This is a genomic window from Shewanella halotolerans (assembly GCF_019457535.1).
Classification (GTDB): domain Bacteria; phylum Pseudomonadota; class Gammaproteobacteria; order Enterobacterales; family Shewanellaceae; genus Shewanella; species Shewanella halotolerans.
Genome location: NZ_CP080417.1, coordinates 2638481 through 2652201, shown reverse-complemented (window position 1 = coordinate 2652201; position 13721 = coordinate 2638481). Strand labels below are relative to the sequence as shown.

General features: G+C 56.1%; 8 protein-coding genes. 4 read left to right on the top strand and 4 right to left on the bottom strand.

Annotation, left to right across the window (positions count from 1 at the left end; translation table 11 throughout):
* Window positions 1-310: 310 nt before the first annotated feature.
* The 4 genes from K0H81_RS11355 to K0H81_RS11340 form a co-directional block, all read right to left on the bottom strand.
* Window positions 311-3214 (bottom strand): TonB-dependent receptor, encoded by a 2904-nt coding sequence (locus K0H81_RS11355; protein WP_258406274.1) that lies wholly within the window; start codon window positions 3212-3214, stop codon window positions 311-313.
* Window positions 3215-3692: 478 nt separating this feature from the next.
* On the bottom strand, window positions 3693-4700 hold the full coding sequence (locus K0H81_RS11350; RefSeq protein WP_144198886.1) for a LacI family DNA-binding transcriptional regulator: 1008 nt from the start codon (window positions 4698-4700) through the stop codon (window positions 3693-3695).
* A 23-nt stretch (window positions 4701-4723) separates the two neighbouring features.
* Window positions 4724-6058, bottom strand: a complete 1335-nt coding sequence (locus tag K0H81_RS11345) for a glycoside-pentoside-hexuronide (GPH):cation symporter (RefSeq protein WP_220058396.1) — start codon at window positions 6056-6058, stop codon at window positions 4724-4726.
* A gap of 14 nt (window positions 6059-6072) precedes the next feature.
* Complete coding sequence (locus K0H81_RS11340) at window positions 6073-7431, bottom strand: GH1 family beta-glucosidase (RefSeq protein ID WP_220058395.1); 1359 nt, start codon at window positions 7429-7431, stop codon at window positions 6073-6075.
* A gap of 214 nt (window positions 7432-7645) precedes the next feature.
* Between K0H81_RS11340 and K0H81_RS11335 the strand changes: the two genes are divergently transcribed.
* From K0H81_RS11335 to K0H81_RS11320, 4 genes are all read left to right on the top strand, one after another.
* Window positions 7646-8905, top strand: coding sequence for a sugar MFS transporter (locus K0H81_RS11335; RefSeq protein ID WP_220058394.1), 1260 nt, complete (start codon window positions 7646-7648; stop codon window positions 8903-8905).
* Window positions 8902-11523, top strand: a complete 2622-nt coding sequence (locus K0H81_RS11330; RefSeq protein ID WP_220058393.1) for a glycoside hydrolase family 3 protein — start codon at window positions 8902-8904, stop codon at window positions 11521-11523. The genes K0H81_RS11335 and K0H81_RS11330 overlap by 4 nt, the downstream gene beginning before the upstream one ends.
* Window positions 11524-11550: 27 nt before the next feature.
* Window positions 11551-12483, top strand: a complete 933-nt coding sequence (gene mak, locus K0H81_RS11325; RefSeq protein ID WP_220058392.1) for a fructokinase — start codon at window positions 11551-11553, stop codon at window positions 12481-12483.
* Between the two features lie 318 nt (window positions 12484-12801).
* Window positions 12802-13686: a DMT family transporter gene (locus K0H81_RS11320; protein WP_144199397.1), complete on the top strand. Its 885-nt coding sequence runs from the start codon at window positions 12802-12804 to the stop codon at window positions 13684-13686.
* The last annotated feature ends 35 nt before the right edge of the window (window positions 13687-13721 follow it).

The window sequence follows — 13721 nt, the reverse complement described above, 5'->3', positions numbered from 1 at the left end:
CCATAAATAAATGAATCCGAATCTGCTCAAATAGATCTAAAGTTCTAACTCATTTCTGTCTAAAAACGAGTTAGGTTGAGGGGGTTTTACCACTAAGTTTTCATTTGGTTCGGGTAAGCTGATGAGGCGTTTAACGCTGAACTATCTGATGTCATGTCGATTTTGATACGTTAGCGTCAGTCATCTGCCTAGTTTGGTGTGAGAATTGATTACTGTCGATGCAGATAAAAAAAGCCGCGGCGGGCGCCGCGGCAATGACCTCATCCAGGGGCGTTTGCCCGGGACTTTCTTCTTACCTCAATCGATAGCCTTAGAAGCTATAACGTGCGCCGATGGAGTAACGGGCGGCGTTTTGCTGTGCTAGCAGCATCTGCTCTTCGTAACGACCGTAGACGCGTTTCTCCTCACCTAGAATATTGATGCCTTCGGCGAAGATAGACAGGTTGTCGGTGAGCTGATAGCTCACGCTCATGTCTAGCTGACCATAGGCTTCGGTGAACTGAGGGGCTGGGCCACCGGCTTCGGCCTGACCCATACCAGAGAGGAAGGTGTCACGCCAGTTGTAAGCCAGACGCGCCTGCACGCCGTAGTTCTCATAGAATACCGAGAAGTTGGCCGAGTCCGACAGGCCGGGCAGGGCGAACTGCTCGTCGACGCGCTCCACGTCGTATTCTGTATCACCGTCAACCAGAGTGTAGTTGGCGGCAAAGCCAAAGCCTGTGTCCCAGAACCAGTGCTGCCAGGCAAACTCAAAGCCGTTGATGTTGAGATCTTCGACGTTGTTGGGCTTGCTGATGTTCCACTCGGCCACAGGATCGCTGCCTGACTGCGGCACGCGGCCGTTGGCATCGCCATAACCGTTGTCGATCAGCCACTGGAACACGGCCTCATCGCTTGGGGTCTCATTATTGGCGATGAGCTCTGCACGGGCTTGCTCTGCGGCGGCACCTATGTATGGGTCACGCAGATGATCGTATTCCACCGTCTCTATGGTGTTCATCAGGAAGTTTTCCACTTCCTTGTTGAAGTAACCCACAGACACATAGCTGGCATCGTCATAGTAGTATTCCAGTGACAGATCGATGTTTTGCGAGCTGAACGGCTTAAGCGACGGGTTACCGGCAAAACCGGTACGCGAACCTACCTTAGGTATAGGCGTCAAGGCTGTGGTTGCGCGCATCGAGGCCAGGGTAGGACGTGTGATGGTGCGGCTGTAACTGAAGCGCGCAATCACGTTTTCTACCATCTCCAGGTTGATATCCAGGTTTGGTAGAAACTCTTTGTAGTCATGGGATTCATGGCTGTAAGAGAAGTCGTCGGCATAAACGGTCTGCCACTCGGTTGGGTTGAGCCACACCAGCTGCTGCGCCTCTTGCTGCATCGAACTGGCGGTGACATCGGTTTGCTCGTAGCGTAGACCCGCCACGATATTCAGCGGCATGTTGTTAAATTCGCTGTCGATGTTGATCTGGATATAGGCAGCTGTGGTGTCTTCCTTGATCAGGTGGTCGTCTTGCCACGGCGCTGACACATACTCCACATCGTACAGTTGCTGTGCCTTATCCATGGCTGCCTGCTGATCATAGGTGTAGTAGTAGGGAATCAACATATCGCTGCCGCCACCGCTAAAGTCAGACAGGAAGTCTGAGCCCAGGCCGACGTAGCTGACATCGTCTTTCCACAGCCCCATGTTGCCATACCAGCCGGCGCTGATCGGGCCTGTGTAAGAGCCCTGGGCGTGGGTTTCCATCGAGGTGAAAGAGACACCAAAGTCGATGGAGGATAGTGCGTCGTTGTTCTCATTTACCCATTGGCCGTCAAACTGATACTGATTGACGTCGGTTTCATTGCGACCGGCGCGTACTCCGGCAAACAAGGAGGCATAGTGCTCGGGCAGCAGGTGTGGCTCGCCGTTAGGATTCAGAGTGCCGTAGTTGGCGCCAAGCAGCGGGATCTCTGTGCTGGTGGCATCATAGGTCTTATCGGCGATGTTGAGCGCGCCCAGGATGAAGAACTTGTTATCGGCGTTGTCACCCAGGGTGCCTTCGGCGGTGGCGTTAGAGTCGTGGGCATCGAAGCTCAGCGTCAGGTTGTCGCTCGCTTGCCACTTGATGTTGAAGCCCAGGGACTTGTTGATGTTGTCCGAGGCGTTTTGCTGCATGGTGCCAGAGTAGTCGCCGCCCACTTCGGTCACATAGTCGAAGGTGCCGTTTTCATTGATATGGGCGTTGGTGGCATTGCCCGGACCCGAGAACCACAGACCCCAAGTGTCGGCATTGGAGACATCGGAGAGCTTGGAGTAGGTGTAATCCAACGTCATCTCTATGTCATCGCTCGGGGCGTACTGGAATACCAACTGGGCATTGGTACGCTCTCGCTCGGTATCCTGGCTGGCAAAGCCTATGTTACGGGCATAGAAGGTGTTGCCGTAGGGATTTTGGTTTTCGTTAACGACCACGGCGTTAGGGTTCAGCTCGCCATCTATATTCTGACGCCAGCCATCTATGGTGGCGCGTTTGGTGTTGCTGTCACGCTTCTGATAAGAGGCCGTTAAGCCCAGGCCCAGCGAGTCATCCATAAAGGTGTTGCTGAAAATGCCTGAGATCTCCGGGGTGACAGAGCTGCCATCTTCCACACTGGTGTCATGATGGGCTTTTACCCCAACGCTTGCCACCAGATCCCGCGTATCGAAGGGGCGGGCGGTGCGGATGTTAATAGTCGAGCCAATGCCACCCGAGCTGATGTCGGCTTTGCCAGTCTTGTAGATCTCTACGCTGCTTACCGCATCGGAGGCAAGGTTGGCAAATTCGAATGAACGGGTAGACTCACCGGCCACCTGAGCGGTGGGCATGGTGCGATTGTTTAGCAACACCAGGTTAAAGTCGGGGCCAAAGCCGCGTACCGTTACCTTGCTGCCTTCGCCGTTGACACGGTCGATAGACACACCCGTGATACGCTGCAGCGATTCGGCCAGGTTAGTGTCGGGGAATTTACCGATATCTTCGGCGGAGATGGCATCCACAACACCGGCGGATTGACGTTTAAGTTCCATGGCCTTGGCCTGTGAACCTCGTACGCCGGTGACTTGGATAACTTCAATATCGCCGTCAACCGCAGGGGCTTCTTCGGCAATGACGGGTAGGGCAGACAGCAAGCCCAGCACCAGGGATACACTGGTGGCTAGCTTTGATTTTTTGAATTCTAATTGTTGCATCAGGTTCCTCTCCCAGAGACCCTCGGCTGCGATGCAGCTCGGGACGCTATTGTTGTAAAGCTTACAGGTTTGCATACCACTTCGCCTGCAAGTATAAATGTAAGCGCTTACATAAATTAAGATGATGACGTTTTCATGTCAACCATTTGTGGGGTAAATGTTTAAAAAATGTTTACATTAGTGGTTTGAGATACTTTGAGCTGAGGAGTTTAACTCTCTGTATTTTAATTAAAATCTGTCATTTTTGGCGGTTGTTAAGATTTGCTGAAAATGATGTAAGCGCTTTCATTTTTTTGTTACCGTTAAGGCGTTCTTTCGGTGTGTTTGTTTGGCGCTAATTTGGAGTGTGTCGACTTGAGGACCAATCTTTCGAGTGGGATTAGCCTTTAGGCTTACCTTCGTGAGGTAAGCCTTCTGAGGGGAGTTCTGTGTGTTGGGTTTTATCTGGTTAAGCTATCAATTCGCTAACGACGTAAATCTATCTTGTCTCTAGGCGCTGAACAGATTCACGTACAACCAATTCGGGTTCGAAGCGGTGGCTGAAGCTGACCTCGCGATTGTCATACACCTCTTTTAACACCCAATTGGCGGCCATGCGTCCCATGTCCTGTATCGGGTTGCACACTGTGGTGAGCTTGGGGGAGATGTAACGGGGGAAGGGGATATTATCGAATCCCACGAAGGAGATATCCTGCGGTACCCTTAATCCGCGCTCCAGACAGAGGGCGATGGCTCCCGATGCCATCTGATCGTTGGCGCACACCACGGCGCTGAATGAGCTGCCACGTTCGAGCAGTGCCGCCATTCCCTCGTAGCCGCCTTCTTCGGTAAAGTCACCCTCGAAAAACAGGCTATCGTCGAAGCTCAGCCCTTGCTCTGCCAGCGCCTGCTTATGGCCCTCGAGGCGCTCCCTGGCATCGAGCTTAAATAGCGGGCCCGAGATGTAGGCGATCTGCTTATGGCCATGTTCGACCACATGACGACTGGCGAGCAGGCCGCCCTGGAGGTTATTCAGGTGTACGCAGCGCTCTTCGATGCCGTCCACATGGCGGTTGATCAGCACCACAGGGGTCGAACCGCGGCAGAGCTCCTGCAGGTACTCATTAGAGAGGATCTCGGCGTCCACGATCAGGGCATCACAGCCACGGGAGAGCAGAAACTCAACCGCGTCTTTTTCCTGGGCGGCGTCGCTGTGGCCGGCGGCAATGATCACATGCTTGTTGGCCGAGCGCAGCGCCGATTCGACTTCCCGCATCATGGGGCCATAGAAGGGACCATCGAGCTGAGACACCAGCACTCCAACGCTGTTAGAGCGATTAGATGCCAGTGACTGGGCGATGCTGTTTGGACGGTAGCCCAGCTGCGCCATGGCATCGTGTACTTTCTGACAGGTCTTCTCGCTAACCTTGCCTGTGTTGTTGACTACCCGGGAGACGGTCGCTAGCGACACGCCTGCCAGGATGGAAACGTCATAAATTGTGGCCATAAGAGCTGGCTTTCCTTGAACTGCTATGTGCCTGAATGTTTTTGTTCCAGCGCCAGACTGATCTGTGCAACCCGGTGACTGTCTAGTGTATAGCGTCGCATGATAAAGGCAACCGCGATCGACGCCAGCGCCGGATACAGGGTAAAGCAGAGCACCATGCCATCCAGGGTCTCCTGGGATTGAACTGCATCGGCCTGATAACCGTAGGCGGCCAGCAGCCAACCGGCTAAGGCGCCGCCTATGGCCAGCCCGAGCTTGATAAAGAAGATCACCGAGGAGTAGACCAAGCCCGTGGTGCGTACTCCAGTCTTATACTGGCCATAATCCACGGTATCGGCCATCTTGGCCCACAGCAGCGGCGTGCCCATGTTGATGGTGAAGTTCCAGGCGACATAGAGCACCAGCGCCAGCAGGTACTGATCGCTGGGCACAAACCAGGCGAGCAGACACAGCGCCGCGGCTATCAGCTGCAGCCGGATATAGGCCTTGACCTTACACACCTTGTCGGCGAGCTTCTTGGCCAGCCCAACCCCGAAGATGTTGCCTATCACGCCACTGGTGACGAACAGGCTGATCATCTCTTCGCGGCCGAGCACATATTTCACGTAGTAGATGGCGAGGGTGGATTTCAGCACTAAGCCGGTTAACAGGAAGATGGCGGCGGCGGAGAGCACCCGCCACTGATCGTTGGCCCATAGCGCCTTGGTAGCGGCCTTTAGGTTGTCGCGGTTGTCATCTGTGGTGAAATCACGCTCCTTGGTGCCGGCAAAACAGAGTAAGAACATCACGGTACCTAGAATGCTCATGGCCAGTATGGTGAGCTGATAGCCCTTGGCCTTATCGCCCGCGCCAAAAAAGTCCACCAGAGGCAGGGTGAGGGCGCTGACCATGAGTCCACCCAACATGGCGAACACGAAGCGATAGGATTGTACCGACACCCGTTCGGCTGGATTGGTGGTCATCGCCGCGCCCAGTGCGCAGTAGGGGATATTGATGGCGGTGTAGGCCAGCATCAACAGGGCATAGGTGATGAGGGCGTAGATCTCCTTGCCACTCTCGCTCAGATCAGGTGTGGTGAAAGCCAACACGCTGATGGCGGCGAAGGGAAAGGCAAACCATAACAAATAGGGGCGGTAGCGCCCCCAGCGGGTGTTGGTGCGATCCGCCAGATAGCCCATCAGGGGGTCGGTTACCGCATCCATGATACGCACGGCCAAAAACATGGTGCCGACGAAGGCGGCGGAGATCCCAAATATGTCGGTGTAGAAAAACGTCAAAAACAGCATGACGGTTTGAAATACGATGTTGCTGGCGGTATCGCCGAGCCCATAGGCAATTTTTTCTCTGACGCTCAACATGGCGACCTCCTTTATTATTTTTGGCTCATCGCGCGCCTGTGTGCAAGCATTCTCTGATATGCCTTGGCACTGGATTTGAGGGTGCGCTGCTGGGTGTCGTAGTCCACATATACCAGACCGAAGCGTTTGCGGTAGCCTTCGGCCCATTCAAAATTATCCATCAGACTCCAGGCAAAATACCCTCTAACGTCTACGCCGTCGTCGATGGCGTTGTGTACCGCCAGCAGGTGAGACTGCAGGTAATCGAGTCGCATCGGGTCGTGCACCTCGCCATCGTGAAGGCAATCGTCCTCGGCGGCGCCATTTTCTGTGATGTAGATGGGCGGTAGGGCGAATTCGCGCGACAGGTCTTTCAGGAGCTCGGTAAAGGCGCCGGGGCAGATCTCCCAGTCCATGGCGGTACGGGGCACGTTGGCAATGCGCACATCCTCAAAGCCCAGCTCACCACCGGCCTGATAGACGTTACGGGTGTAATAGTTGATGCCCAGGTAATCCATGCTGGCCTGAATGATCGCCATGTCACCGTCTTGTACGGGGGGTTGTTCGTCGCTATCCAGTGCAGCCAGAATATCGGGATAACGCCCCTGCATCAGTGGCATCAGATACCAGAGGTTGTGATACTCATGGGCGAGCTGCGCGGCGCGCACGTCAGCTTCGCTCGGGCTGTTGGCGTAGGCGGGACTGAAGTTCAGCACTATACCGGCCTTAGCACGCGGCGCCCCTTGGCGGATCTCCGCCATGGCCAGGCCATGGGCCAGCAACAGGTGATGAGCGGCTGCCCGGCCTTGCTTGCGGCTGTTATGCCCCGGGGCGTGAATGCCGGCCTCATAGCCAAGATAGGCGCTGCAAAATGGCTCGTTCAGGGTCGAGTAGGCATAGACGCGCTCGCCGAGTGCCTGCACCACCACCCGGGTGTAATCGGCGAAGGCGAGGGCGGTCTCCCGGTTGAGCCAGCCACCTTTGTCTTCGAGGTGTTGGGGAAGATCCCAGTGATACAGGGTCACAAATACCTTGATGTTGCGAAGGTTTAGCGCGTCGATTAGGCCAGTGTAGAAGGCGATGCCTTCACGATTGACGCTGCCATCTGGGTGCAGCACCCGACCCCAGGAGATAGATAGACGATAGGCATCCACGCCGAGAGAGGCGATCAGGCTGACATCGTCGCGCCAAAGGTTGACATGATCGCAGGCCACCTCGCCATTGGACCCATCGGCAATCTTACCCGGCTGGGCACAGAAGGTGTCCCAGATACAGGGCTGACGGTGGGCGATGTCGCCCTCAATTTGAAAAGAAGCGGTTGCTACCCCAAACAAAAAATCCTGCTGCATCATGGCGGAATCACCGGGCAGGGTGAAAGCTGGTATCTGTGTCATTGTTGTTCTTGTCCTGAATCTACCCCTTGTTTTTACCGCCTTGCCCGCCATCGATGTCAGTGCATTCAATGATTGAGAGGGCAAAATAGGTTGACAAGGGTTAACGTAATGTTAAAAATGAAAGCGCTTACATTAATCTAGTGGCAGAACCCAAAAAGGTCAACCACCAATCAGGTTCACACTGCTCAAAGCAAGAATTTAGAGGGGAGAGAAGATGGCAACCACACCTAGCCAAAGCGTTGCGGCCACGGGGATCGACGGTGGAGCGACAAATTACCGTTTCGCTCTGGGTTCATTAACCACCTTGTTTTTTATGTGGGGCTTTATTACCTGCCTAAACGACATTTTGATCCCGCATCTCAAGGCGGTCTTTAGTTTAAATTACACCCAGGCGATGCTGATCCAGTTCTGCTTCTTCGGCGCCTACTTCTTGGTGTCCGTGCCCGCGGGAGTCTTGGTGAAACGCCTGGGTTATCAAAAGGGAATAGTCGTTGGGCTGCTGACGGCGGCGCTCGGCTGCGGTCTCTTTTATCCCGCGGCTGTCTCGGCAAGTTATGGGGTATTTCTTGGTGCACTCTTTGTGCTTGCCAGTGGCATTACCCTGTTGCAGGTGGCGGCAAATCCTTATGTCACGGCCCTCGGTGCTGCCGAGACAGCGTCGAGCCGTCTGACCCTGACCCAGGCGTTTAACTCTCTGGGTACCACAGTCGCGCCAGCCTTTGGCGCCATGCTGATCCTGTCAGTTGCAGCCGGCGCCTCGGCAGAAGCCGAGGCGGAAGCGGTGAAACTGCCTTATCTGCTGCTTTGTGGCATGTTGCTGCTACTGGCAGTGGTGTTTGCGCTGCTGAAGCTGCCTCATATTCATGACCAGGAAGATGAAGCACTTGGGGGAGATGCAAAGCCAGCTTCTGCTCTTAATCATCGTCATCTGGTGCTGGGCGCCATAGGGATCTTTGTCTATGTGGGCGGCGAGGTGGCCATCGGCAGTCTGTTGGTGAGTTTTCTTGGGCAAACTCATGTGGCAGGCATGGCCGAAGCCGAGGCGGCGCACTATATCGCCTTCTACTGGGGCGGTGCCATGGTCGGGCGCTTCATCGGCGCGGCCGTGATGCAGAAGGTGCCGGCGGGTAAGGTGTTAGGTTTTAATGCGGCCATGGCGGCGATATTGGTCGTGGTGGCCGTGATGAGTCAGGGCGCCTTGGCCATGTGGGCGATTCTGGCGGTGGGGCTGTTTAATTCCATCATGTTCCCGACCATCTTTAGCCTGGCGCTGAAAAACCTTGGCCCTGTGACGGCTCAGGGGAGCGGTATTTTGTGTCTCGCCATCGTGGGTGGCGCCGTGGTGCCACTGGCCCAGGGGGCGATCGCCGATGTTGCTGGCCTGTCTATCTCCTTCCTGCTGCCCGTGCTTTGCTACGCCTACATTCTTTTCTATGGCCTGAGTGGCTCTAATCCTTCTAAGGAGCGCCCATGAAACTGAGGTTATCACGCACCGCGGCTCTTATCTGTGGCGTGCTTGGGTTGAGTAGTGTTGCTACCCCAAATTTGCTCGCCTCCACAAACAATCAAGCTGAAACTGCGGGCAATAAGGCATCAGCGGCAACAAGAAACATAAGCCTTTGGCCACAGGGCGTGTATCGAGCGCCCGTGGATGCCGCACTGGAGGCCAGGGTCGATGCTCTGCTGGCCAAGATGAGTCTTGAGCAGAAGGTGGCGCAGGTGATTCAGCCCGAGATCCGCGATTTTAATGTCGAGGATATGCGCCGGGTCGGCTTTGGTTCCTACTTAAATGGCGGCGGCTCTTTTCCCGCCAATAACAGCCATGCGACAGCGGGGGATTGGGTAGCACTTGCCGATGCCATGTATCAGGCGGCCATGGATACCCAATTAGATGGCATTGCTATCCCGCCACTGTGGGGCACTGATGCGGTGCACGGCCATGGCAATGTGTTGGGGGCTACCCTGTTTCCCCACAATATCGGCTTAGGTGCGACCCACAATCCGGCGCTCATCAAAGCGATTGCCGCGGCGACCGCCAAAGAGGTGCGCGCCACAGGTATAGACTGGGTGTTTGCCCCTACGGTGGCACTGGTGGACAATCTGCGCTGGGGCCGTAGCTATGAAGGCTATGCCCGGGACCCAGAATTGATCGAGCGTTATGCCCAGGCGTTTGTTGCGGGCATGCAGGGGGAGGGGGATGCCTGGCTCGATGGCGCCCATACCCTGGCAACCGCTAAACACTTCATTGGCGATGGCGGCACAGAAAATGGCGATGACAGGGGCGATACCAAGGTGGATGAACAGACCCTGATCGCGCGTCACGCCCAAGGCTATGTGGGCGCGCTGGCTGAAGGGGTACAGACGGTGATGGCCTCTTTCAACAGCTGGAAGGGGGAAAAGCTTCATGGCAGTCACTACCTGCTCACAAAGGTTTTGAAGCAACGCCTTGGTTTCGATGGTGTGGTGGTTGGCGATTGGCTGGGCCATGGCTTCGTGCCCGGGTGCAGCTATGAGCAATGCGCCGCGGCCATCAACGCCGGGGTGGATATTTTGATGGCGCCCGGTGACAGCTGGAAGGCGCTCTATCCCAACACCATCGCCGACGTTAAATCGGGCGCCCTGCCGCAGAGCCGTCTCGATGATGCGGTGAAACGTATTTTGCGGGTGAAGCTGCGCGCCGGGCTGTTTGACGGCATATCACCGTCGAAGAGGCCACTCGCCGGCGATGCCAGCTGGATTGGCCATCCGGATCACAGGGCCCTTGCCAGAAAGGCGGTGGCCGAGTCTTTGGTGCTGCTGAAGAACAATCCGGTAGATGGCAGGCCTTTGTTGCCCATCAAGGCATCGGCTAAGGTGTTGGTGATAGGCGAGGGTGCCGACGAGATCTCCATGCAGGCCGGCGGCTGGAGCATGACCTGGCAGGGCACGGAAGTCACCAATGCCGACTTCCCCGGCGCCACCACTATTTTTGCCGGTATCGCCAGCGCCCTCAAAGCAGCCGGCGGTGAGGCGCGCCTCAGGGTCGATGGCCATGTCCCCGATGATTTCGAGCCGGATCTTGTTTTGGCAGTATATGGTGAGTCGCCCTACGCCGAGGGCAATGGCGATCTGGATAATCTCGAGTATCAGCGCGGTGATAAGCAGGACCTGGCCATGCTAAAAAGGGTTAAGGCCGCGGGGCTACCTCTGGTGTCTGTGTTTTTGTCGGGGAGACCGCTGTGGACCAATCCTGAGCTGAACGCATCGGATGCCTTCGTCGCCGCCTGGTTGCCGGGTAGCGAGGGGGCTGGTGTGGCGGATGTGCTGATAGGCGATACGAATGCCAAACCCAGGCAGGATTTTGTGGGTCGGCTGCCATTTCCTTGGCCGGCTGCGCCAGGCGATGACGGCTGGCCGCTCGCTAACGACGGTGAGAATGGTGCCGTAGGTCAGTCAAAAACGCCGCTGTTTGCACTCTGGCAAGGCATGAGTTACCAGCGCATCGAGGCGCTTGCCAAGCTCGATGAGTCCATTGGTCTGGATGACGCTCCCCTGAGCCTGGCGATTTTCGATAAGGCGATCAAGGCGCCCTGGCACCTGGCGGTTGGCGATGAGACCGGCATGCACAGGGTGGGGGCGGGTCTGTGGCAAGCGGGCGCCTGGTCGGTGAGAAGCATTAACCGTGAGGTGCAGGAAGATGCACGCCGCTTCAGTTTCGGCGCGCCGGGGAGTTTAAGTTTCCGCGACGACTTCCCTATGGACCTTCGCCGGTTTAACCACAAGAGCGCCGTGATAGGGTTTGACGCCGCGCTGGAGAAGAAACCAGCGAAAGCCGAGCTGTCGATGCAGTGCGAGGGGGCCTGTGGTAAGACATTGAACCTTGCCGACACTCTGGTGGCCGATGGTCAGTGGCGGCGTTATCAGGTGCCTATTGCCTGTTTTGCACTGGATGTGAACGCCCTTGGGCGTGTGTTTAGTCCCATGGTGCTCGCCATGGGCGCTGGCGATAGCCTGGAGCTGTCCAACGTGGCCATCGAAGAGGCTCAGGAGCGAGGCAGCGACCTTGCGCCATCATCCATTTTACTGTCTGACTGCGGTCAGGATGCATTCTAACTAAGTTATCTGTATTGGGAGAGCGGTATGTATCGCAGCGGAATCGATCTGGGGGGCACCAAGATAGAGTTGGTGACCCTGAACGAAAATGGCGAAGAGGTGTTTCGACAGCGCGTCCCCACGCCCAAGGACTATCTGGCTACCTTGGAGGCGGTCGCCGCTCTGGTTCACGCCTCTGAAATCGAGACGGGCCAGGTATCTAGCATAGGTATAGGCATTCCGGGTGTGGTCTCCTCGGTTACTGGTCGGGTAAAAAACTCTAACGCCGTGTGGCTCAACGGTCAGCCTATGGATAAGGATCTGGGGGCCATGCTACAGCGTGAGGTACGTATCGCCAACGATGCTAACTGTTTTGCGCTCTCCGAGGCGGTAGATGGCGGCGGCGCCGGTAAGGCGGTAGTGTTTGGCGTCATTCTCGGCACCGGCTGCGGTGGCGGGTTAGCGATCCACCACAAGGTACACGGCGGCGGTAATGGCATAGGCGGTGAGTGGGGCCACAACCCCTTACCCTGGATGACGCTAGAGGAGTTCAACTCGACACAATGCTTCTGCGGCAACGCCGACTGTATCGAGACCTTCGTCTCCGGCACCGGCTTTGTGCGGGATTTTCGCGCCCATGGCGGTGAGGCGGCCAGTGGCATCGAAATTGTCTCCTTGATGGCCCAGGGCGATCCAGCCGCCGAGGCGGCCTTTGGTCGTTTCATCGATCGTTTGGCTCGGGCACTGGCGCATATGATCAACGCCTTAGATCCCGATGTGATCGTACTGGGGGGCGGTGTGTCGAATATTGACCTTATCTATGAGTACCTGCCGGCGCTACTACCCAAGTATGTGCTCGGCGGCGAGTGCGCCACGCCCGTGGTGAAAAACCGTCATGGCGCGTCATCTGGGGTTCGGGGCGCCGCCTGGTTGTGGACGCCGGGTGAAGATACTCGCTTGCCCTCGTTGGCGGCTGGCTGAAAGCGGCTTTGTCTGTGTAAGGTCAGTACTACGTAACTGACCATCATTTTTCTGTCTGTCTCACCTCAAGGATGAGGGACTCTTGTACTTGTGTTTTTGGCGCCCAGTCTGATTGTGGCGCCTTTTTTTATGCCTCATGAATCCGCTTTTCTATTATCTGCACCGCTTGCTAATCGTGGCTTGACGGCCCACTTTCCATTTTAGCGTCTTGACTGTTCTGTTTTTTATGTTGAACGAAGCGTTGTAAATGTTTAGGCCGCTCGGCAGAATAACGGATTGCCTTTGGCGTAATGGAATGGGGGATGTGTGGCAAATTTGATGTTATTGGTGGCGGCAGCCATTTGGGGCCTTGGCTTTGTCGCGCAGCGCCTGGGGATGGACCATCTCGAGCCATTTGCCTTCAACGGCCTGCGCTTCGTGATAGGCGCGCTGAGTCTACTGCCACTCATCTGGATGATGAAACGTAAGGGCAGATTAAAAGGCGTTGCCGATAAAGATTTTTTACGCCGGACTATGATTGGCTCCCTCGCTTGTGGTGGCATCTTGTTTATCGCCGCCTCCTTTCAACAGGTGGGCTTGCTGCACACCACGGCAGCTAACGCGGGTTTTATTACCGGGCTCTATATCGTGCTGGTGCCTGTGCTCGGCCTGCTGCTGAAACACAGCACGGGCACCAATACCTGGGTTGGCTGCGCCGTTGCGGTAGTGGGACTCTACTTTTTGAGTGTGGGCGATAACTTCAGCGTCTCTTACGGCGATGGCTTACAGCTTATCGGCGCCGTTTTTTGGGCCATGCACATCCTGGCGGTGGATCATTTTACCAATAGAGTGGCTCCAGTAGTGCTGGCTTGTGGTCAGTTCCTGGTATGTGCCCTGGCAAGCTTTATGGTGTCGCTGGCGCTGGAAACCACCACAGTGGCGGGCATTCAGGCGGCTTGGGCGGCGCTGGCCTACGCGGGGCTGGTTTCGGTTGGGGTGGCCTATACCCTGCAGGTGCTGGCGCAAAAGCACGCCCATCCGGCCCATGCGGCCATCATCTTGAGTCTGGAGACGGTATTTGCCGCCATAGGTGGCATCTTGTTTCTCGGTGAGAGTCTCTCAGGCCGGGCGCTGTTTGGCTGTGGCTTGATGCTGCTGGGCATGCTAATAAGCCAGTTGCCGCTGCGCTATCTGGTGAAATCCAGGCACCAAAAAGCGGCATAATTGCCGCTTTTTTTCTTGCGCGATTCTTACACTAA

Bases quoted from the DNA above. Each gene is read 5' to 3' on its own strand.
- K0H81_RS11330 (WP_220058393.1), top strand. From the start codon at position 8,902: ATGAAACTGAGGTTATCACGCACCGCGGCTCTTATCTGTGGCGTGCTT.
- K0H81_RS11355 (WP_258406274.1), bottom strand. From the start codon at position 3,214: ATGCAACAATTAGAATTCAAAAAATCAAAGCTAGCCACCAGTGTATCC.
- K0H81_RS11340 (WP_220058395.1), bottom strand. From the start codon at position 7,431: ATGACACAGATACCAGCTTTCACCCTGCCCGGTGATTCCGCCATGATG.
- K0H81_RS11320 (WP_144199397.1), top strand. From the start codon at position 12,802: ATGTTATTGGTGGCGGCAGCCATTTGGGGCCTTGGCTTTGTCGCGCAG.
- K0H81_RS11335 (WP_220058394.1), top strand. From the start codon at position 7,646: ATGGCAACCACACCTAGCCAAAGCGTTGCGGCCACGGGGATCGACGGT.
- K0H81_RS11345 (WP_220058396.1), bottom strand. From the start codon at position 6,058: ATGTTGAGCGTCAGAGAAAAAATTGCCTATGGGCTCGGCGATACCGCC.
- K0H81_RS11350 (WP_144198886.1), bottom strand. From the start codon at position 4,700: ATGGCCACAATTTATGACGTTTCCATCCTGGCAGGCGTGTCGCTAGCG.
- mak (WP_220058392.1), top strand. From the start codon at position 11,551: ATGTATCGCAGCGGAATCGATCTGGGGGGCACCAAGATAGAGTTGGTG.